This window comes from Faucicola sp. SE7633 (assembly GCF_059264685.1).
This window is the reverse complement of record NZ_JCADBW010000003.1, coordinates 72,224-92,445: the sequence shown is the minus strand read 5'-3', so window position 1 is coordinate 92,445 and position 20,222 is coordinate 72,224. Positions and strand designations below refer to the sequence as shown.

The following is a 20,222-nucleotide window of genomic DNA, read 5'->3' as shown; positions in this document are numbered from 1 at the left end:
TTTATGTTTGGTGAAAGCTATATCGCCAAATTCTAACAATTTGAGTAAACAATGAGCAACAAAATCACCGCGATTCGTGGCTTTAAAGATATTTTGCCCCTAGCGACCAAAGACACCCGTTCATCGGCGGAATGGCGGCACGTCGAGTCCGTTTTGACACGCGTGCTAGACAGCTACGGCTACAGCCAAATCCGCCTACCGCTGGTTGAGGAAACCCAACTGTTCGCCCGTGGGGTGGGCACTGACACAGATATTGTGGCAAAAGAGATGTTTTCGGTTACCTACCTTGGTGATAAAGCCGATGAAAACAGCGAATCTGCCAGCTTTGCCTTGCGCCCTGAGGGCACGGCAGGTGCGGTACGCGCCATCATTGAGCATAATCTCACCCGAGGCGATACGCCAAAACTTTGGTATATGGGCGCGATGTTCCGCTACGAACGCCCACAAAAAGGCCGCTACCGCCAATTTCATCAACTGGGGGTCGAAAGTTTTGGCAGTGAATTGCCCGATGCCGATGCCGAACTCATCGCCATGACCGCCACCATGTGGCAAAAGTTAGGCATTAGCGAGCATTTGACCTTGCAGCTTAACTCCTTGGGTGAAGCCAATGAACGCCACGCCTACAAAGCCGCGCTGGTTGAGTATTTAAACCAGCACTTTGATAAGCTTGATGAAGACAGCCAGCGTCGTGTCACCACCAATCCGCTGCGTGTCTTGGATAGCAAAATCGACAGCACACAAGCGGTTTTACAAAACGCCCCACGCCTCGCCGATTTTTTGGGCGAGGCATCACGGGCACATTTTGAGCAAGTCAAACACTACCTGACCGCGCTAAATATCCCATTTGAAATCAATGACAAGCTGGTACGCGGATTGGATTATTACAACAAAACCGTGTTTGAATGGGTCACCGACAAATTGGGCAGCCAAGCGACGGTGTGCGGCGGCGGACGCTATGATGGCTTGGTGGGAATTTTAAAAGGCAAGCCTGAGCAATCTGAGCCTGCGGTCGGCTTTGCGCTGGGGCTTGAGCGGTTGTTGCTGCTGTTAGCAGAAGTCAATCCACAAGCCACGCCAGCCGATTGCGATGTGTTTGTTGTCGCTCAGCCTGAGTTATTTGCCCAAGGCATGGCCTACGCCCATAACCTGCGCCAAGCGCGCCCTGACTTACGCGTTAAAATGGCAAGCGCGACCAGTCTAAAAGCACAGATGAAAAAAGCGGATAAATCGGGTGCGGCGTTTACCATGATTTTGGCACAAGATGAAATCGACAGCGGCAAGGTTGGCGTCAAACACATGCCAACAGGTGAGCAACGCCAAATTGACGCGCACCATTGGCACTTTGATGCCGATTTCGACCAACCAGCATAAGGGCAAATGTATGGCAAAAAACGCTTCCCCGTTGGTCAAAACACCCAACCACAATCTGCCCGAGCAAGACGACAAACAAGCCTTACAAGCGCTTAAACAATACGGCGGCTATATCGTGCTTGCCATCTTGCTGGCGTTGGCAGGTTATTTTGGTTGGAACTATTGGCAGCAGCATGGCGGACGTATCGATAGCCGCGCGATGAATGACTTTGCCAAAATTGAACTGGACCAAACCCAACTCGATAATCTACAAAATGCGCAAGACGATGCGGCAACCCGTCAGCAACTGGCAGCCGCCAAGCAAACACTGGCGCAAGATTTGGACAGCTTTATCAGTCAGCACGGCAATTCGGTTTATACTTGGCAAGCGTTGATTCAAAAAGCCGCGCTGCAAGCCGATAGCAATGACTTTAAAGGCGCGGCAGCAACCTTGGCAAAGGCGCGTGAGCTTAACCTAAACGATGACGGGCTACAAGCCATTGCCACCTTGCGCTATGCCGAAGCCCTGCTGGCGGACAACCAAACCGATGCCGCGGCTCAAGCGCTGCAAACACCCATGCCGACAGCGTTTGATATCAGCAAAAACGAGCTACTTGGCGATATCGCGCTACAACGCGGTGATAAGGCGCAGGCAAGCAAGCAGTATCAACAAGCATGGCAAGCGCTTGCAACACGCAACAAAGACAACGCCGTACCGCAAGACCGCGCGCTATTGCGTGTTAAAATGGAAAGCTTGGGCTTAAGTCCCAGCCAGCCTGATTTAACAGGCGGTGTGATTGTCCAACCCGAGCCTGCCGCAACCACTGAGGTCGCGCCTGCCCATGTTGGCAGTGCCAATGCCGTCACTGCGTCGGTCGCGCAGCCTTAGGCGTTGCTATTTATTTAATGTTTTTGAGGGCGTTGTATGACCCAACGATTTGTAAATTCTCACCCACCTTGCCGATTGGCAGATGCGCGCGTGCAAGCCACATCACCCGTGCTGGCTAAGCTTGCAGGGGGTGTACTGCTATCGGCGTTGCTTGGTGTAGGCGGTTTGAGCGGCTGTAGCACCTTTAAAAAAACCGCGCCCGTCAATCCGCCAGCCCCATTGGTGCAAATTGGCAATCCGCAGCCTGTGCTTGCGCCTGCTTTTTATCACGCCGCACCTGCAGGCAAACGCCGCTTAGGTCTGGGCGGTGGCAAAACCAGTGCGGTCAAACCGTCCAAAAAATACGGCGCGACGCAAACAGGTGCAGGCTTACAAGTCGTAAGCGACAGCGGCGGCTTTGTCAGTGCAGCAAGTAACGGCATTGTGACGGCCATAAGCCCACAGGGGCAAACCCAGTGGCAGATTAGCCTACCCCACACCATCACAGGCGGGGTTGGCCTAGATAATACCGATGGCAATGTGCTGGTCAGTGACCGTGAGGGCAATGTCATCGCGCTTGAGCGCACCACGGGCAAAACGCGTTGGCAAACACGGCTTGCCAGCCCCGTCATGTCGCCTGTGCTGGTGAGCGGTGCGCGCGTTGTGGCTTTGAGCAATAGCGGTGTGGTGACGGGACTTGACCGCCAAACGGGGCAAGTGGTATGGCAATTTGCCACCCAAAACCCAAACTTGAGCCTGCGCGGTGCTGCCAGCCCCATCGCCTTGGATGCGACGACCGCATTGGTTGCAACCGCGGATGGGCGCGTACACGGCATTACCCTTGCCAATGGCACACCGCTGTGGTCACGACGCATCAGCCAAGTTCGCGGTGCCAGTGACATTGACCGCCTTGCCGATATCGACGCCACGCCTGTGTTTGAGGGCACGACATTATATGTCGTCAGCTACAGTGGGCAGTTGTTGGCGGTGGATTTGGCGACGGGACAACTGCTATTTAGCCAAGACATCGCCAGTTTAAAATCCGTCGCGCTTGATGGCGATAGCTTATACGCCACCACGCTTGACGGCAAACTACTGTGCCTTGATAAAGTCACGGGGGACTTGCGCTGGCAAAGTGACACCTTGAGCTATCGCGGGCTTAGCAACGCCGTTGCCACGCCGCGCGCGGTGTTGGTTGGTGATGTGTACGGTTATATCCATGCCTTTGACAAAGCCACGGGCAAACCGATTGACCGCCAACAAACACGGCATGCCGTCACCCATTTGCAACGTGATGGCAATCGCCTGCTGGCAACAGACAACGATGGTAGCTTTAGTGTGTGGCAGGTGCGTCTATGAAACCGGTCATTGCGCTGATTGGGCGCCCAAACGTCGGTAAATCGACGCTATTTAACCAACTAACACGCAGCCGCCAAGCGTTGGTGGCAGACTTGGCAGGCTTGACCCGTGACCGCCAGTACGGTGAGGTCAATTTTGAAGGCAAGTCGTTTATCGTTGTCGATACGGGCGGTATCGGTGAGCAAGATGACGGTACAGGCGCGATTGATGACTACATGACAGCGCAGTCACAAACCGCGATTGAAGAGGCCGACCGCATCGTGTTTGTGGTTGATAGCCGTGCAGGTATCACCAGCGCTGATAGCAACATTGCCAAGCAGCTACACACCTTGGGCAAGCCTGTGGTATTGGTGGCCAACAAAATCGATGGCGTGCATGAAGCAGCCATTGGTGAATTTTTTGCGCTGGGTTTTGGTGAGCCGCAGCCGCTTGCTGCCAGCCACGGCCGCGGTGTGACCAATTTACTTGAAACCTTAACCGCCGACTTGCCCGAGCAAGCAGAACCTGACGCGATGCCCGATGGGATGCGCATTGCCGTCATCGGGCGGCCAAACGTTGGCAAATCGACCTTGGTCAATCGCATGTTGGGTGAGGAGCGCGTGGTGGTGTATGACATGCCCGGCACGACGCGCGACAGCATTTATATTCCGTTTGAACGCGCAGGCAAGCATTATGTGTTGATTGACACCGCAGGCGTGCGGCGGCGTGGCCGTATTGATGAAAAAGTTGAAAAGTTCTCGGTGGTCAAAACCCTACAAGCCATCAAAGATGCGCAGGTGGTGATTTTGGTGATCGATGCCCAAGAGTCCATCACCGATCAAGATTTGCATTTGCTTGGCTTTGCGCTGGAGGCTGGGCGCGCGGTGGTGATTGCCATTAACAAATGGGACGGCTTATCGGCCGAGCAAAAAGACTGGATTAAGTCTGAGATGGATCGGCGTTTTCATTTTATCCCCTACATCAAAACCCATTTTATCTCCGCGCTGCACGGCACGGGGGTCGGCTCGCTGTACCCATCGATTGCGCGTGCGTACGCATCGGCAACATTGGACATTTCAACCAGCCGCTTGACGCAGATTTTGCAAGACGCGGTTGGCGCGCATCCACCGCCGATGGTGGGTGGGCGGCGTATCAAGCTGCGTTTTGCCCATCTAGGTGGACACAATCCGCCCATTGTGGTGATTCACGGCAACCAAACCGATCAAGTGCCCAATAGCTATCGCCGCTATTTGGAAAATGAGTTTCGTCAAGTGTTTAAACTTGAAGGTACGCCGATACGCGTTGAGTTTAAACAAAACGCCAACCCGTATGCAGGGCGTAAAAGTAAAAGCACTTTGACCGAAGCGCAGCAAGCGCGCAAACGCCGCCAAATCCAAAAATTTAAGCAGCGTGATAAAAAACGCTAACTTGATGCACGTCTGATACGGCAACTTATGACGCGTCGTTTCGTTACCCACAAAGATTTAGTGCGTTGGTTTATTGTGTTGCCAACGCAGCTGGTGTTTGTGCTGTGTATGCTGACGTTTTTGGTCAGTGACTTGTATCTGACACTGCGCTGTGAGGTGCGCCACATTGAGCGCATCAATCAGCTATTGGCGCATGATGTTGCTAGCAGCCGCGCGCCCTTGCACCAACAGCAGATTGACAGCCTGTTGCAGCTGTTTCCTGAGATTGAGAACGCGGCGTTTTTTGCCACACCTGCCAACACGTCAGCACCCGCGCTGGGCAATCATACGCGCCCGTTGGCGATTTTTTTTGATGACTACATGAGCTTTCGCCAGCCTGTGGTGCTTGCGCCAAGCCAAAATCAGGCGCACATGCAGCGCGTGTATGGCTACGTCAATACGACCCTAAACTTGCAGCGCATTCGTCACCAATGGCTACGCAATATTTGGTTGCCGTGTGTGGCGATGCTTGTGTGCAACGGCTTGCTACTGTGGTACATCTTGCGTTTGGTTGAGCGCATGGCCAAGCGTCTGCCGATGCTTGAGCAAATCAGCGAGCAAGTGCTGGCGGATAAGCCTGTTGATTTGACGCGATATGCCAGCCTACCAGATGATTCCTCAGCGCTGCTCATCGAACAAACTTTATTGCACAGTCTCAACCATCAAGCGCGGCTGCAAGCTGAGCTTAACCAAGCCAAGGCCGATACACAAGCCATCAAGCAGCAGCAGCTGGCGCAGATGCAGCAGTTTTCAAGTTTTCAAAATCTGCTAACGCATGAATTTAAAACCGCCATCGGGCATGTCAATACGGGTCTTGAGCTGTTGCAAAGCCATTATCTGACAGAAGAACAACAAGACGCGGTCAATGTGATTGGCATGAGCATGCAGACGATCAATAGCAAGCTTGACCAAATTATCCAACTAATTCGCATTGAGCGTGGGCAAACGGGCGTGGATTTGGCGTATTTTAATCCCAATCAATTGCTTGAAGAAGTCATCGCCAACTATCAGCCGTTTGCCGAGCAAAAAGGTCTGACGCTCACCCTCAAAACCTACCACGCCGATTACCGCCTTGAAGGCGATGCAGGCAAGATTACCACCATCGTGTCATCGTTTGTTGATAATGCCATTAAGTTTACTGAGCAAGGCAAAGTGTTGGTAAGCTCTCAACTGCAGCACTTTGAGCACCGTATTCGTTGGACATTGCAAATTCAAGACACAGGCGTTGGCATCACCCAAAAACATATTGATCAGCTGTTTGATCCATTTTTTGAGGCAGATCCTACGCCGATTGTGCTGCACCACCCCTACAGTAGCGCGTTGTTCTTGGTCAAAAAACTGGCAGATTTGATCGGCGCGAGTATCGAGGTGAGCAGTGAGCTTGGGCAAGGCACGACTGTTATTGTGTCCATGGTGCTGCTAGACTGGCAGGACCGTGATGAACGCAAAATGCTGCAGGATTTTCGGTTTGCGCTTTGGACGGATATGGGTTTGCACAATCCGTACGCCAATTATTTGACGGATTTGGGCGCGGATGTGCTGATTTATGAGTATGAACGCGATTTGCTTGACCAACTGCTGCAGCAGCCATTGGACGCGCTGCTCATCTGTCCATCGATTGATTTTAATCGCGCCAATGCCCTGCTTAGCCAGTTACGCCGTCAGCAGACCAATCGGCGAATCTTTGCGGCGTATTATTATTATGCGCTGACCGCGCGGCAAATTGAAACGCTTAGAATCAATGGCATTGATGATTTACAGATTGTTAGCGCACAGATGAACAATGCCGAGCTTAAGCAATTTACCCAACAGCTGGTATCACATCTGGCATAATACATCGATTTAGCCAAAAAAACCGCGCTCAGTCTAAGCGCGGTCTGGTGTTTAAGTCGGCAAGAGGTTTGATTTTAGCCAAACAACCCTTGGAAAAATCCAGCGATATGCTGCCAAATACGGGTGAAAAATCCCGATTGCTCCACCGCCGATTGCGCGACCAGATTGACGGTGGCAACGGGCTTGCCATTGAGTGTGGCCACCATTTTGCCAACAGGCTGCCCTGCTTGGACAGGCGCGGCAACATTTGGATTAAGATTGACCACGGTTTGGACTTTGTCTTCGTCAATTTTGGGTAAAAGTACCTGTAAGTTGTTTTGGGTGACCACATTGACGGCATCGGCTTTGCCATACTTGACAGGGATAGTGCCCACGGGCTGGTTGGCAGGCGCGGCGATTTTGGTGGTAAAGTGCCCAAACCCCCAATCGAGCAATTCACGCGACTGCTTGCCGCGCTCTTCCGCGGATTTAGTGCCCAAAATCACCGAAATCAAACGCATATTGCCGCGCTTGCTGGATGCCGCCAAGCAAAAACCTGCGTCATTGGTGTGGCCTGTTTTTAGCCCATCCACGGTTTGATCATTGTATAGCAGTACGTTGCGGTTGCCTTGTTTGATGTTGTTGTATGTAAACTCTTTTTGGCTATACAGTGGATAGTATTTTTGGCTGTTGTGGATGATGGCTTGTGACAATAGCGCCAAGTCATGCGCTGATGCCTCGTGCCCCTCAGCAGGCATGCCCGTTGAATTGACAAAATGGGTGTGCGTCATACCGATTTTTTTGGCCTCAGCGTTCATCAAGTCGGCAAACGCGGTTTCACTGCCTGCAATGTGCTGCGCCATCGCCTTGGCCGCATCGTTGCCCGAGACGATGATGATGCCCTTGAGCATGTCAATGACCGGCGCGGTTTGATTGACATCCACATACATGCACGACTCTTCGCTACTACCGCGACACCATGCGTCGGGCGTCATCAGCACAGGCTCATCTTCTTTGAGCTTGCCTTGTAGCAGGCGCTGCTCAATCAAATAACTGGTCATCATTTTGGTCAGCGAAGCAGGTGGCAGCGGCTGATCGGCATTTTTTTGTGCCAAAATCGTGCCCGTATCGTAGTCCATCAACACATACGCGGCATTGTCTAAGGTGGGCGGCGTGATAGCAGCGTGTGCCAATGACATCGGTAGCACGAGGGCAAGCATGGCATTGGCGTATTTCAAACGTTGGATAGAGGGGGCAAAACTTGCAGGCAACACATTCATACAATGAACTCAATGACACAAAATTTGACACAATAGGACGAATAGCAAACAAAAACGCTGCTAAAGCATAAAGCAAAATGCCGTGCAATACAAACGCTTACTGAGATTTTTTTAAGACACGCCGTTTTACTGGATAAATGACTGGCTATTCACCTGTCGCCGACTCCGCCAATTCAAAGCACATCTGCTGGTTATCCGCTTTGGGGTAGCTTAGCAGCCATTGGCGCGTATCGTTCAAAATCTGCTGATAGTCGGCTTGTGTGGATAGGTATTGCACCGCTGCTTTGGGCTCGCTGATGGTTGGCATCAGGTTTTGTAGTTCCGTGTTGTACGCTTTGGCAAAATTGGTGCGTTGTTTGGCGTTGAGCATGGGCGGGCACATCTCAGAGATGACTTGCAACATCGCAACTTCGTTTTTGGTCGGCCCTACGGCTGACAGGTCGATGGTGACATGGTTGGGATTTTGGTCGGACACGCTCGCCGCTTGCGCTGGCGTGGCGGCTTGTGCGGCAGGCGCAGCGGTCTTGGTTTTTTTGCTGGCAGCGTGGGCAGGTAGGGCGGCAGTGGTTGCCATGATAGCAACGGTTACGGCGCTTAATAAACGGCGATCAAACATGGTATGTTCCAAAAGCATTTTCAAACAGATTAAATGGCGCTATTGTGCCAATATTGTGGGCAAAAAAACAGCGTAAAATCGCATTTTCACGTATTGTTGTCGCAGGGTAAAAATTGCGTAAGAATCGGCACGGTCTTTGGCAGCTTGCACGCTCTTTCGCCACTCGCCTGGCTCACGGCTTGCCGCTATTCACACAAACGCAACGCCACCACCGTCAGCCCTTGCGCACAAGCTACAAAATCCACATCGACTTTGCCATAGCGCACGCTGTACACGCGCCCCTCCTCGGCATGTTGGTCGTCATGTTGGCGGTAGGCAGGGCGTGGGTCTTGCCCAATTAGCCCGCTGATAATCGTGCTGTCTTTATCACTTAGCACGCCTGCTTGCACCCATCGCCCAAACTGCACTTGCGCCTGTGCTTGCCAAGTCACGGGTTTAGGAGATGGCGGCGCGTCGGCATAGCCACTTATCGCCGCCACGCTGTCGCTGTAGGCCAAATACGGTTTGATATCAACCACTGGTGTGCCATCAACCATATCTGCGCCAATGATATCAAGCCGCACTTGTCCACCCACCAGCTGCACGCCTGCCAGCTGCACGACCGACAAACCCAGCCCCGACGGGCGAAACATACTACGACTGGCAAACACGCCGATTTTGGCATTGCCACCCAAGCGCGGCGGACGCACCTGCGGACGAAAATTTTGCCCCACTTTATCACACGGCGCAGCATTCAGCGCTTGATGAAACTGCCAAATCACCCACAGATGGCTAAATTGCTCAATGCCAACAAACGCTTGCGGATTGCCAAACGGCGGCACAAACTCAAGCTGCGCGCGCACATCAACCAAATTTGGCTGGCGCGGAATGCCAAATTTTTGCACCAGCGGCGAGCGCACATAGCCGATAATCGGTAACTCAATACTAGTCATCATGCCAAGATAGAGGTAGCTGTGAATGGGCTGCCGATGGGTTTAGCGCATTTTTTACTAACGATATGCCATTTTTTTATGACTTTTTGCGCCGATAAAATCGCAAGGCAGGACAAAATTTGTTATGATACGCGTTTTATTCTAGCAAGGCAATGGCAAAACCAACCACGGCTGCAAGCCTACGCGCCGTTGCCATCTTTTGCCAATGATATTGAGTAGCGTTTGGGATTGATGGCTTACTTCACCGAACGCGCACGACCAACAGGCAGGGCATATGTCGAATTTATCCAAATTTTATCAAGAAACCGTCACCCATGTGCACCACTGGAATGACACGCTGTTTACCATCAAAACCACGCGCAACGATGGGCTGCGGTTTCGTAATGGCGAATTTGCCATGATTGGGCTTGAGATTGACGGCAAGCCGCTGATGCGTGCGTACTCAATTGCCAGCACCAATTATGACGAGGAGCTGGAGTTTTACTCCATCAAAGTGCCCGATGGCCCTTTGACTTCTGTGTTGCAGCATATCAAGGTTGGCGATACTTTGTTGGTCAGTAAAAAACCCACAGGCACGTTGGTGCTTGATGACCTAAACCCTGGTAAGCATCTGTATATGCTCTCAACGGGTACGGGGCTTGCGCCGTTTTTGTCCTTGACCCGTGACCCTGAGGTGTATGAACGTTTTGACAAGGTGATTTTGGTGCATGGTGTGCGCTATGTCAGCGAATTGGGCTACCGCGAGCGTTTTGAGCGCGAGCTGTTCAACGATGAATACTTGGCTGACTATGTCAAAGACAAATTCATCTACTACCCCACCGTGACGCGTGAGCCGTTTCGCAATGAGGGGCGAATGACCAACCTCATGCGCTCAGGCAAATTGTTTGAAGATATCGGCTTGCCTCCGATGAACCCAACCGACGACCGCGCGATGATTTGCGGCAGCCCATCGATGAACAAAGACGTTGCCGCGCTGCTGGATGAATACGGGCTTAAATGCTCACCGCGTATGGGCGGCACGGGCGATTATGTCGTTGAGCGTGCGTTTGTTGAACAGTGATGTTTGACAGTTTTAACAACACAAAGGTAAGCCCAACGCTTACCTTTGTTTAATACTATTGTATTAATGGTACAACCCTGCCCCATCACGCGGATGCAAGCGCAAAAAATACAATCCTGATAAAATCGTTAAAACGCCCAACAGCAAAAACGCGTGTGAGAATGCCACTTGGGTCTGCACAAGGCTTGCGCGCGCAGGCGTGAGCAAATGCAGCACCGATGCCCCAAGCCCAATGCCAAAGCTAATCGCCAGTTGCTGATTGGCAGACAGCAAGCTGTTGCCGCTACTGGTTTGATACGGGCGCAGCCGCGCAATGCTGATGGTATTCATCGCGCTAAATTGCAGCGAATTGCACGCACCCATAAAGGTTAGCAGCGGAATGCTTAGCCACAGCGGCGTATGCTGGTTGTACTGCGACAACAGCATGATATTGAGCCCAATAACCGTCGTATTGATCACCAGTGTGCGCCGATAGCCAAAACGGCGCACAATCCGCGTTACCAGTGGCTTAACCACCAGTGAGCCAATCGCAATCGGCGCAAGCATCCAACCTGCCTGCGACGGGCTATAGCCAAGCACCACCTGTAGCAACAACGGTAGCAAAAACGGGATTGCGCTCATGCCAAGCCGCGTCAGCAGATTGCCCAGTAGCCCAACCCGAAACGTGCGCACCATAAACAAGTCCAGCCCGAACAGCGGCTGTTGGCCGTTGCGCGCCTCAGAGTGCTTAGCGTGGTAATAATAGCCAACCAATAACGCCACCGCAAGCCCTGCCACCATCGCCGCAAAAACACCCGTTTGTGGCTTATCCGCACTGATGTTATTGACAAACTCCAGCGCAAAGGTAAAGCACGCCATCGAGCTACCAAACAACAAAAATCCCAGCAAATCCATACTCGGATTGCGCTGCAAGTATTGCGGCATCAGCTTAAGCCCGACCCACAAGCCAAGTAACCCCATCGGCAAATTGATCAAAAAAATCCAATGCCAACTTGCCCACTCAACCAAATAACCACCAACCAACGGACCAACCACAGGCGCGACCAACGCAGGCATGACAGCATAATTCATCACCGATAGCATCTGCTCACGCGGATAGCTTTTAATCAGTGTGAGCCGCGCAACAGGCATCAGCAATGCCCCACCAAGCCCTTGCACGACACGGGCAAAAATCAAACTACCCAATGTGGGTGAAATCGCGCACATCAACGAACCCACACTAAACACGCTGATAGCGACCAAAAACGTGGTGCGTGTACCGTATTTATCAGCGATAAAGCCGCTAATCGGGGTAAAAATCGCCAACGTCAGCGCGTAGCTAATCACCGCCCATTGCATCGACAGCGCAGGCTGATTGAGATCATGCGCCATTGCAGGCAGGGCGGTATTTAGTACCGTTGCATCCAAAATCTGCATAAACAGCGCGATGGCAACCACCACGGGCAACCAGCGCCGCTGAAAATCGCTTAAGATTGGCGTTGGGGCATCGGCGTGGCTTGCGACAGATTGCACCGACGGTTGTGAGGGGTGTTTTAGATGGCTCGTGTGAGGCGATAAGTGTTGGTCGGGCATCGTGTTAGGCTAATAGGTTTTAACATGCTGCCACCAAACCGCTGGGCTTGGTGGGCTATCCTTGTAACCCATAGCAATCTTTGTCTAAGACAGCGTTACTACCTTGCGCCATGCCGCTATCGCTAAATAGTATCGGCATGGGGGAACGTTTTACACAGCACTAAGCCCTAGGGCATCGGCTAAACAGATTTGTTTTAGTCAATGCTTGGTTTTTGCATTAACGACAACCTTTATTGCCATGATAACACAAGGCTGCCGACATCTCCACCTGGCGCAAAGATGACAGGTGCAGAATTATGCACGATAAGCTAAATGCTGTGACTCAATAACTGCCCAATATAACTATCATGCGGCTGATTTGCCAGCTCGGCGGTGGGTAAATACGCTTGACATTGGCCGTTTTTCATCACCAACACTTGTTGGCATAACGCTTTGACCACTTGCAAATCATGGCTGATAAAAATATAACTGACACCAAGCCGCGCTTGCAAATCTCGCAGCAGCCGCACCACTGCCATTTGCGTTTGGCTATCAAGCGCGGCGGTCGGCTCATCAAGCAACAAAACCTGCGGACGCATAATCAGTGCCCGCGCCAATGCCACGCGCTGACGCTGACCGCCCGACAGCTCATGCGGATAACGTTGGGCAATGGCAGGCGGTAGCTGCACCAACGCCAATGCCGCTTGCACCGCCTGCACGCGCGCAGTGGCAGATAGGCTAGCATCAACCAACGCCAAACCTTCAGCAACCAAGGTCTGCACATCCATGCGTGGGTTTAAGCTGGCGTACGGGTCTTGCATGACCAGTTGCAACGCACGGCGATACGGCCGAAACTGGCGGTGGCTTAACGTCAAAAGATTGTCGGTTGCCTTTAGGTCGGGGCTAAATACACGCATCTGCCCCAGCGTTTGCGCCTGCCTTGGTAGCAGCTTGAGTAATGCGCGCGCCAGTGTGGTTTTGCCCGAGCCCGATTCACCCACGATGCCCAACGCCTCGCCTTGGCGCAAGCTAAAACTCACGCCCGCCAGTGTGGTCAGTATTTGCGGTGGCTGCCAAATATGCCGACGGCGCACATAGCGCACGCCAATGTCACGCACGTTTAGCACCTCACGCGCGCTGTCCACAACTGCTAGCGGCGTGCCAAATTCTTGCGTCATCAAGGTGCGTGTGTAGTCGTGCTGTGGATTGGCAAACAACGCTGCGGTGTCGCCCTGCTCAACGATACGCCCTGCTTGCATGACGGCAATGCGTGTGCTATAGCGGCGCACCAGTTTAAGGTCATGGCTGATGAGCAGCAACGCCATACCGCGCTCTGCCGTTAGCCGCTGCATGAGTGCCAGCATGTCATGCTGCAAGCTGACATCAAGTGCGGTGGTGGGTTCATCGGCAATCAGCACTTGCGGCTGCTGTGCCAGCGCCATTGCCAAGACAATGCGCTGGCGTTGTCCACCTGAGAGTTCATGCGGATAACGCGCCAGTTTGTCTGCCCCATCGGTCAGCTGAACCTGCTCAAGTAGCTGCAACGCCTGCGCGCGCCGCCTGCCTTTTGCCACACCTGCCAATGCCAAACTTTCGCCAAGCTGCTTGCCAACGGTGTGCAAGGGGTTAAGCGCGGTCATCGGCTCTTGAAACACCATACCAATTTGCCGTCCGCGGATTTGCCGCCATGATCGGGCGTTATGTCGAGGTTGGGCGCGGCTTAATGCGTCAGGCTTGGTGAGTGGGGGGGCGATGGGTAGCGGCTTGCCGTCAAGCCATGCCTGCCCTGTGACGTACAAACTTGACGGCAACAAGCCCAACAAAGCAAGGCTTGACAAGGATTTGCCCGAGCCAGACTCACCCACCAACGCCAATGTTTCGCCTGTGTGCAGGGTGTAGGATAGATTTTTAACCAGTGTTTGATTGGCGGATTGTATGGTTAGATTTTCAACGTTGAGCAATTGAGTCATGCTTGAATATTTTTTGCCAATAGGGGATTGTCTGCCATTGGTTGAGCGTTGTTTTGGGCTTGTTTGTGCGCCATCATCGTGTTTAATCAAAATAACGCAGATAACGCACGCCAATGCTATCTTGCGTTGTATCGGCAACTTGTTGTAAACCGTGGTCAAGCGTCCATTGGCGGGCAAGCGTTACACGCAGCGCGTTGTGGCGGTCAAAATCGTATTGCGTGCCAACCTCAACCCGTGGTTGGGCGTAGCGTTCGCGTTTGCCATCACCTGCCAACCACAGCGGCATCTCAAGCGTGGCAAGCGCGCGCCAATCGGGGCTGATTTGTTGCAAACAGCCGCCCGTCGCGCCAACGCCAATACGGTAGCCATGATACAAGCCGCGTCCGCCTTGCAAAGCGGCTGTGCCAAGCGCGTAGCAGATATTCGGCGGTAAATCCGCCGCCGCGCGCGGTACACCATATGCCCAGCTTTTGCCGTACTCGCCTGACACATTGCCGACAACATCGCCGCCATCGTCGTGGCGAATACCATCCTGCACACGCTCAAGGCTCAGTTTTGCCCCCCAACTGTTGCCCCATTTGGCAGTATTGACGGGATTGAGCGCGCGCATTTGCATGAGGGTCAAGGTATTGAGTGCCACACGGTCATGCTGTTTGCGCTGATTGGTCGGTACGCGCAGCTCACCTGCCAACGCGGTCAAGGCCGCACCGACTGGGTAGCCATCGGGCTTATCAAGCGCGTCGTGATACACCAACCGATAGCCCAGCGTCAGCGCGTCGTGTGTGTGGCGAGTTTTGTTTTGCTCAAAGCCCACCTGTAGCCGCTGCAAGGGGTTAGCCAGCAGTGGGTCGCTACGGCTACTCAATGGTAACGCGGATGAATTTGGCTGCAGCGGCACACCATACGGCTTACTGTCGGCGTGATCTGCGCCTAGAGCGTTAGCATTTAGCGCCGTTTGCTCACGGGCCACGCGTGAGGGCACAAACTCACGCGCGGTCAATAAGTCATGCGCTGCCAAATGGCGCACAATTTGGGCTGGTGCGACCAGTGGCTGCAACCCATTTAATAGGTCAGCTTGCGGACGCAGCGCGTCAAGCAAGGCCAAAATCTCTGACGCGCAGTTATCCGACAACAGTTTATACGTCAAATTTTGCCCTCGAATTTCCCACACTTGTCGGGTGAGCTGGGTGATTTCATCGGGTGTTAAATTCAGCCGATACGTCCACACGTTGCGCCCTTGCTCCTCGGTGTAGGCCGTGATTTTTTGGGCGTAGTTGTTGAGGGTAAACTCACCGGGATTGCCTGCAATCACCGCTTTGTAGGTAAATTTGGCAAAGTTTTCCCCCTCAGTCTTTTTTGGCGTATAATTAAGGTAGGTGGCGCGCGCAGGGTCGGCGGTATCAAACCGCAAAAAACTGTGGGCAAACGCCGATTGCGGGTCGTTTAGGTATTCATCGGCAAAAATAATCGACGCGCCGTTAGCCGCCAAATTGGCTTGCCATCGCGCCAACGTTGGGCAATCAGCTTGCGGCAATGCGCTGTCGGGAATAGCCAGCGCGGTTTTAAGCCAATGCACGCGCGCAGGCATACGGCAGTACACCGACGCATCGGGCGCAGGGTTTGGCGCAAACATCGCCGCAAGCACGGCTTGTAGCTCAGCCTCTGGGTCGTGACCGCCAGCACGACTGGCAAAAAACGCCTGCTGATTGGTCATAGGATTGTTTGGCGTGGCAATCCGACTGGTGCGACCTGCCCGATATGGCGTGGGATAATACAGCAGCCGCAGCCATGCGGTGGATTGCGCCACGTTTTGGGCCTGTGCTTGCGTAAGCGCGTCGGCAAGCGTGGTGGGTGGGTGCTCAGCGGCCAGCGTAGCGGACGTTGGCATGGTTGCCGCCTGTGCGCCAATGGGCAATAGCATAGCGGCTGCCAAGATAAGCGCGCTAGGTTTTAGTTTATGGTCAGTGGTGGGGTGATAGTGCCGCATAGGGTGCTTGCTCATGGGGACAATTTTGGGTGATAAAAAAGCAAAATCGGCGAACGTTTTTGCTATATTAAAGCCATCTGCCAGCAAAGTAAAACCTTGTTTTGCCAAACCGCGACCCAGCGCAGTGCCTTGAATGCGCCCGTTTTTGCCCAAATTTAACCCAAATCGCCCATTTAAACAGACAAATTGTGAGGAATGATGGACACACAAGCCATTTTAAACGCCCTAACACCCGAGATTGCCGAAAAATTTCGCACCGCGATTGCGTTGGGGCGTTGGGAGAGCGGCGAGCGTCTGACCGAGGCGCAGCGACACACCTGTATGCAAGCCTTGATGGTGTGGGAGCACGCGCATTTGCCCGTTGAGGAGCGTATGGGCTATATTCATAAGCCTGCCAAAAACAACGCCGACGCGTGCGACATTGAGCACGACCGCCACTACCCCAATCAGCAGTCCGACCCCAATGCGCAATACCCCGTTAAATTTCGTTAAATTGTAGCCTGTTGATAAATTGACTGAACACATTGGTGACCCACTTGCCCCACGATAACTTGCCTAACCTACATAACCCTAACGCGCCGCAAGAGGCGTTTAACCCACACGATGATGCGCCCACGCCGACATGGGTTTTGCCGCATTCGGCAGAGTTTACGGCATTAAGCGATACCCTTGCCGCCAACGCTTGGGGGCAGGTTTTACAAGCCGAAAAACGCCTGTGGGTGGCACACGGTCTGACGCGTGAGGGGGTGGCGCAGTTGCCTGCCCATGGGGTGGCGGCGATGATTGACCTTGCACCTGCTGACGCGGTGGCGTTTGATGTTGCTGCGGCAGCGCGCAAGGCCGGACTTGCGTATCATGCCGTGCCTGTGCGTGATATCGATGATTTAAAGCAACTTGTCATCATGCGCTTTGACCGCGCGTTGATGGCGCATACCGATGATTTGGTCATGCTACATGGCGTGACTGCCGATGAAGCGGGCGCGGTGGTGGCGTTGCGCGCAGGTTGGTTGCGCGGACGCAAGATGGATACCGCGTTGGCGCGTGGGCAAGCAGCAGGGCTGGATAAATTGTATGATACGGTGTATCAGCGTTTGTTAGTACCACGCTGACTGCGACCCTCAATGTAAATCTATTTAAGGCAAACCTATTTAAGCTTAGCTAAAAAATGAACCTCAATGCAATAAATCAACAACTTGCTCATCTTCTACAAGCATTCGACCTGAACCAGCCATTGGGCGGCTGTAGCTTGGTCATTTATCATCGTGGGCAATGCGTCACCGCGTTGGCTCATGGCACGGCAACCGTGGACAAGACCACAGGCGCGCGCACGCCATGGACACCACACACGCTGGCGTTGAATTTTTCTACGGGTAAAGGTGTGCTGGTGACGTTGGTGCATTGCTTGGTTTCACAAGGCCTGTTGGATTATGACACGCCGATCGCTGCCTACTGGGCGGATTTTGCCCAACACGGCAAAGCTGGCATCACGTTGCGCGATGTACTAAGCCATCGGGCAAATTTGTATGACGTGCAACAAATCACCCATACCGCCAAAGATATGCTTGATTGGCAAGCGATGGTCGCCAAAGTTGCCGCCATGCCACCGACAACACCTACGCACACGGATGTACCAACCGTTGCTTACAGCGCGTTGGTGTCGGGCTGGGTGTTAGGCGGCTTGGTTGAACGCGTCACGGGGCTGACACTGCAAGCGGCATTGGCGCGTTATTTGCTTGCGCCGTTGGGGCTGGTTGGGCAGGTGTATTTTGGCGTGCCGCGCGCCATCGTACCAGAGGTTGCGCAGCGCTTGCGCCCACCATCGGCAAACAGCGAACGCAGCAAGCCTGTGCTACAAACCGACAGTGCGACGACGTTGGCGTTTTACCAAACCTTGCCGATGTATGCCGATTGGCAACGCCTTGCAGCGACTGACGAAGTCCTTAACACCCAAGCCATCAACGCGCTGTATTTTACGCCCAGCCAAGTCGCGCCTGCCGACTATCAGGCCGCATTAGTGCCTGAGGGTAGCCGCCAGTTTAATTATTACCACCCTGCCAGCCTTCAAGCCAAAATCCCTGCCGCCAACGGGGTTGCCAGCGCACAAGCATTGGCGACTATCTACGCGATGCTCGCCAACGGCGGACAATGGACAATACACGGCGAGCCGCGTACACTGATTACGCCTGAGGTGTTTGCCACGCTGCAACAGGTGCAAAACCAGCAAGCCGATAAAGTCATGCCTGCAACCATGCAATGGCGGCTTGGCTATCATCGCGTGTTTAGCCGCTTGCACGCGGTGGCTGACGGCTTTGGGCACATGGGCTATAATGGCTCGATGGCATGGTGCGACCCTGACCGACAGCTTGCGGTGGCGTTTGTGCACAACTATGATACCACCATGCTCAATGACGTGCGCCAGTTTATTTTAACTGAGCAGATTTTAGATTTTTTTGACAATGTAGCCTAGACAATGTAGCCTAATGCACAGCAAGGACATGACGATGACAAAGCTCACTTACGACAACGACAATATTTTTGCCAAAATTTTACGCGGTGACATACCCAATTTTAGCGTGTATGAAGACGACAAAACCTTAGCGTTTATGGACATCATGCCCATGGCACGCGGTCATGTGCTGGTGATTCCCAAATGCCAAGCCGTTGAGCTGTCAGACATGCCTGCTGAGTATTTACAAGCCGTGTTTGTCACCGCACAAAAGGTCATGCAAGCCCAGCGTCAAGTGCTAAAGCGTGACGGCATTGTCCAGATGCAGCTTAATCACGCTGAGGCAGGCCAATCTGTGCCCCATTATCATGTGCATCTGATACCGACCAGTATTCATGCCTTGGGACAACACGCCGAGCGCAACGCCGACACAGACGAGCTTGCTGAATTGGCAGCGCAGTTGCAAGCTGCCATCACGCAATCACAACGCCCATAAAGCAGCAACGTCAGCTACAGGCAGGCAATTTAAGGCTGTTATCACCGCACACGGGCAAATAACCTGCCTCAGCCAAAAGTAGCTGACCTCTGGGCGATAGCAAATAGCCAACAAATTGCTGACTGGCAGCGCTGGGCTTGAGCACCATGCCTTCTTGCAAAATCGGTGGATAATCGGCTTTTGATAATAAGGCATAGCTGTGCGATTTGGTGGCTTCTCGTACCGTGTTGTCGCGCGCCTTATTGAGCACCTGCGATAAGCTGACAAAACCAAAATCCACCTGCGCACTGTCTGTTGCGGCAAATGTTTGTAACAAATTGGCATAAGGGCGCAGCTGGATTTGCGCAGGGTTGGTGAAGTTTTGATTGACGAGCCACGCCTGCGCCGCCTCACCATAGGGCGATACCTCAGGATCGGATAACGCCATGGTGATTGGCGCGTGCTCAAGCAGCAAATCATCTAGTAGCTGGGTTGGGGTGGTGGTCAGTGTGTGTTTGCTGCTGTATAACACCAACTGGCCGCGTGCATAAATAAACGGCTGCCCATAGCGCGTGCCGTATTTGCGTTGTTGGCTGTCGGCATACAAATCTTGCGTATAGATTTGGCTTGTAGTCAAAAATACATCAAACGCATTGTGCTGGCGGATACGCGCGACTAATCTGTCCGATGTATCGTAGATAACCTTTAGGTCAATATCAGGATTTAAATGGTTGAAATCATCCACCATCACAGGTAGCGTGCTGTTGAGATTGGTACTGGCGGCAATGGTCAGTGTGACAGGTGGCGCGGGGGGCGTGCTGGCGACCGATGCTGTCGCCGATACGTCTTGGGTGGCACGTTGGGTACGCGCTTGCGTGCTGGCATACGGTTGGCTCGCTTGCGCGCTGGCCTCCGCCGAGGGTGCAACGGGGGATTTTTTTGCTGGCTGACAGCCGCTCATCAACCCAAGCAGCGACGCTGCGCCCAATCCTTGCAAAACCGCCCATCCGACCTGCTGCCAAAAAGCCGCCTGCCCCTTCATACTACAATCAACCATGCCTAACCTTAAGC

Annotated in this window: 17 protein-coding genes; 10 read left to right on the top strand and 7 right to left on the bottom strand. The window is 53.2% G+C overall.

Annotation, left to right across the window (positions count from 1 at the left end):
• Positions 1-51 precede the first annotated feature (51 nt).
• The 5 genes from hisS to AC5L4R_RS02040 are packed head-to-tail and all read left to right on the top strand — an operon-like array spanning position 52 to position 6,855.
• Positions 52-1,371: a histidine--tRNA ligase gene (gene hisS / locus AC5L4R_RS02060; RefSeq protein ID WP_494472140.1), complete on the top strand. Its 1,320-nt coding sequence runs from the start codon at positions 52-54 to the stop codon at positions 1,369-1,371.
• A 10-nt stretch (positions 1,372-1,381) separates the two neighbouring features.
• Positions 1,382-2,239: a YfgM family protein gene (locus tag AC5L4R_RS02055; protein ID WP_494472139.1), complete on the top strand. Its 858-nt coding sequence runs from the start codon at positions 1,382-1,384 to the stop codon at positions 2,237-2,239.
• A 36-nt stretch (positions 2,240-2,275) separates the two neighbouring features.
• The gene (locus tag AC5L4R_RS02050; protein WP_494472138.1) at positions 2,276-3,577 is read left to right on the top strand and encodes an outer membrane protein assembly factor BamB; all 1,302 of its coding nucleotides are present in this window, start codon (positions 2,276-2,278) and stop codon (positions 3,575-3,577) included.
• Positions 3,574-4,983 (top strand): ribosome biogenesis GTPase Der, encoded by a 1,410-nt coding sequence (gene der / locus AC5L4R_RS02045; protein ID WP_494472137.1) that lies wholly within the window; start codon positions 3,574-3,576, stop codon positions 4,981-4,983. Before AC5L4R_RS02050 ends, der begins: the two co-directional genes overlap by 4 nt.
• A gap of 27 nt (positions 4,984-5,010) precedes the next feature.
• Positions 5,011-6,855 carry a sensor histidine kinase gene (locus AC5L4R_RS02040; RefSeq protein WP_494472136.1) on the top strand — a complete coding sequence of 615 codons (1,845 nt, stop codon included), beginning with the start codon at positions 5,011-5,013 and terminating at the stop codon, positions 6,853-6,855.
• A gap of 74 nt (positions 6,856-6,929) precedes the next feature.
• On the opposite strand, the gene AC5L4R_RS02035 is transcribed toward AC5L4R_RS02040, so the two are convergent.
• From AC5L4R_RS02035 to tsaA, 3 genes are all read right to left on the bottom strand, one after another.
• Positions 6,930-8,114, bottom strand: a complete 1,185-nt coding sequence (locus AC5L4R_RS02035) for a D-alanyl-D-alanine carboxypeptidase family protein (protein WP_494472135.1) — start codon at positions 8,112-8,114, stop codon at positions 6,930-6,932.
• Between the two features lie 145 nt (positions 8,115-8,259).
• Entirely contained in the window at positions 8,260-8,730 is a 471-nt protein-coding gene (locus AC5L4R_RS02030) for an MCR_0457 family protein (RefSeq protein ID WP_494472134.1), read from the bottom strand.
• 185 nt (positions 8,731-8,915) lie between these two features.
• On the bottom strand, positions 8,916-9,662 hold the full coding sequence (tsaA, locus tag AC5L4R_RS02025) for a tRNA (N6-threonylcarbamoyladenosine(37)-N6)-methyltransferase TrmO (RefSeq protein WP_494472205.1): 747 nt from the start codon (positions 9,660-9,662) through the stop codon (positions 8,916-8,918).
• Positions 9,663-9,936: 274 nt separating this feature from the next.
• On the opposite strand from tsaA, the gene AC5L4R_RS02020 reads away from it, so the two are divergent.
• The gene (locus AC5L4R_RS02020) at positions 9,937-10,722 is read left to right on the top strand and encodes a ferredoxin--NADP reductase (protein ID WP_494472133.1); all 786 of its coding nucleotides are present in this window, start codon (positions 9,937-9,939) and stop codon (positions 10,720-10,722) included.
• Between the two features lie 63 nt (positions 10,723-10,785).
• Here the strand turns inward: AC5L4R_RS02020 and AC5L4R_RS02015 are convergent, their stop codons facing one another.
• From AC5L4R_RS02015 to AC5L4R_RS02005, 3 genes are all read right to left on the bottom strand, one after another.
• Positions 10,786-12,294: a DHA2 family efflux MFS transporter permease subunit gene (locus AC5L4R_RS02015; RefSeq protein WP_494472132.1), complete on the bottom strand. Its 1,509-nt coding sequence runs from the start codon at positions 12,292-12,294 to the stop codon at positions 10,786-10,788.
• Between the two features lie 308 nt (positions 12,295-12,602).
• Complete coding sequence (locus AC5L4R_RS02010) at positions 12,603-14,243, bottom strand: ATP-binding cassette domain-containing protein (protein WP_494472131.1); 1,641 nt, start codon at positions 14,241-14,243, stop codon at positions 12,603-12,605.
• Positions 14,244-14,325: 82 nt separating this feature from the next.
• Complete coding sequence (locus tag AC5L4R_RS02005) at positions 14,326-16,230, bottom strand: Lnb N-terminal periplasmic domain-containing protein (protein ID WP_494472130.1); 1,905 nt, start codon at positions 16,228-16,230, stop codon at positions 14,326-14,328.
• Positions 16,231-16,428: 198 nt separating this feature from the next.
• Here AC5L4R_RS02005 and AC5L4R_RS02000 point away from each other — a divergent pair, with 198 nt between their 5' ends.
• The 4 genes from AC5L4R_RS02000 to AC5L4R_RS01985 are packed head-to-tail and all read left to right on the top strand — an operon-like array spanning position 16,429 to position 19,172.
• Complete coding sequence (locus tag AC5L4R_RS02000) at positions 16,429-16,722, top strand: DUF1315 family protein (protein WP_494472129.1); 294 nt, start codon at positions 16,429-16,431, stop codon at positions 16,720-16,722.
• Between the two features lie 44 nt (positions 16,723-16,766).
• The gene (locus AC5L4R_RS01995) at positions 16,767-17,339 is read left to right on the top strand and encodes a protein tyrosine phosphatase family protein (RefSeq protein WP_494472128.1); all 573 of its coding nucleotides are present in this window, start codon (positions 16,767-16,769) and stop codon (positions 17,337-17,339) included.
• A gap of 56 nt (positions 17,340-17,395) precedes the next feature.
• Positions 17,396-18,697 carry a serine hydrolase domain-containing protein gene (locus AC5L4R_RS01990; protein ID WP_494472127.1) on the top strand — a complete coding sequence of 434 codons (1,302 nt, stop codon included), beginning with the start codon at positions 17,396-17,398 and terminating at the stop codon, positions 18,695-18,697.
• A 34-nt stretch (positions 18,698-18,731) separates the two neighbouring features.
• The gene (locus tag AC5L4R_RS01985; RefSeq protein ID WP_494472126.1) at positions 18,732-19,172 is read left to right on the top strand and encodes an HIT family protein; all 441 of its coding nucleotides are present in this window, start codon (positions 18,732-18,734) and stop codon (positions 19,170-19,172) included.
• A gap of 10 nt (positions 19,173-19,182) precedes the next feature.
• Here the strand turns inward: AC5L4R_RS01985 and modA are convergent, their stop codons facing one another.
• Positions 19,183-20,208 carry a molybdate ABC transporter substrate-binding protein gene (gene modA / locus AC5L4R_RS01980; protein WP_494472125.1) on the bottom strand — a complete coding sequence of 342 codons (1,026 nt, stop codon included), beginning with the start codon at positions 20,206-20,208 and terminating at the stop codon, positions 19,183-19,185.
• Between the last annotated feature and the right edge of the window lie 14 nt (positions 20,209-20,222).

What these genes read in the sequence shown, in the direction of transcription:
- hisS (WP_494472140.1), top strand. Translation starts at nt 52, where the DNA reads ATGAGCAACAAAATCACCGCGATTCGTGGCTTTAAAGATATTTTGCCC.
- AC5L4R_RS02055 (WP_494472139.1), top strand. Translation starts at nt 1,382, where the DNA reads ATGGCAAAAAACGCTTCCCCGTTGGTCAAAACACCCAACCACAATCTG.
- AC5L4R_RS02050 (WP_494472138.1), top strand. Translation starts at nt 2,276, where the DNA reads ATGACCCAACGATTTGTAAATTCTCACCCACCTTGCCGATTGGCAGAT.
- der (WP_494472137.1), top strand. Translation starts at nt 3,574, where the DNA reads ATGAAACCGGTCATTGCGCTGATTGGGCGCCCAAACGTCGGTAAATCG.
- AC5L4R_RS02040 (WP_494472136.1), top strand. Translation starts at nt 5,011, where the DNA reads ATGACGCGTCGTTTCGTTACCCACAAAGATTTAGTGCGTTGGTTTATT.
- AC5L4R_RS02035 (WP_494472135.1), bottom strand. Translation starts at nt 8,114, where the DNA reads ATGAATGTGTTGCCTGCAAGTTTTGCCCCCTCTATCCAACGTTTGAAA.
- AC5L4R_RS02030 (WP_494472134.1), bottom strand. Translation starts at nt 8,730, where the DNA reads ATGTTTGATCGCCGTTTATTAAGCGCCGTAACCGTTGCTATCATGGCA.
- tsaA (WP_494472205.1), bottom strand. Translation starts at nt 9,662, where the DNA reads ATGACTAGTATTGAGTTACCGATTATCGGCTATGTGCGCTCGCCGCTG.
- AC5L4R_RS02020 (WP_494472133.1), top strand. Translation starts at nt 9,937, where the DNA reads ATGTCGAATTTATCCAAATTTTATCAAGAAACCGTCACCCATGTGCAC.
- AC5L4R_RS02015 (WP_494472132.1), bottom strand. Translation starts at nt 12,294, where the DNA reads ATGCCCGACCAACACTTATCGCCTCACACGAGCCATCTAAAACACCCC.
- AC5L4R_RS02010 (WP_494472131.1), bottom strand. Translation starts at nt 14,243, where the DNA reads ATGACTCAATTGCTCAACGTTGAAAATCTAACCATACAATCCGCCAAT.
- AC5L4R_RS02005 (WP_494472130.1), bottom strand. Translation starts at nt 16,230, where the DNA reads ATGCGGCACTATCACCCCACCACTGACCATAAACTAAAACCTAGCGCG.
- AC5L4R_RS02000 (WP_494472129.1), top strand. Translation starts at nt 16,429, where the DNA reads ATGGACACACAAGCCATTTTAAACGCCCTAACACCCGAGATTGCCGAA.
- AC5L4R_RS01990 (WP_494472127.1), top strand. Translation starts at nt 17,396, where the DNA reads ATGAACCTCAATGCAATAAATCAACAACTTGCTCATCTTCTACAAGCA.
- AC5L4R_RS01985 (WP_494472126.1), top strand. Translation starts at nt 18,732, where the DNA reads ATGACAAAGCTCACTTACGACAACGACAATATTTTTGCCAAAATTTTA.
- modA (WP_494472125.1), bottom strand. Translation starts at nt 20,208, where the DNA reads ATGGTTGATTGTAGTATGAAGGGGCAGGCGGCTTTTTGGCAGCAGGTC.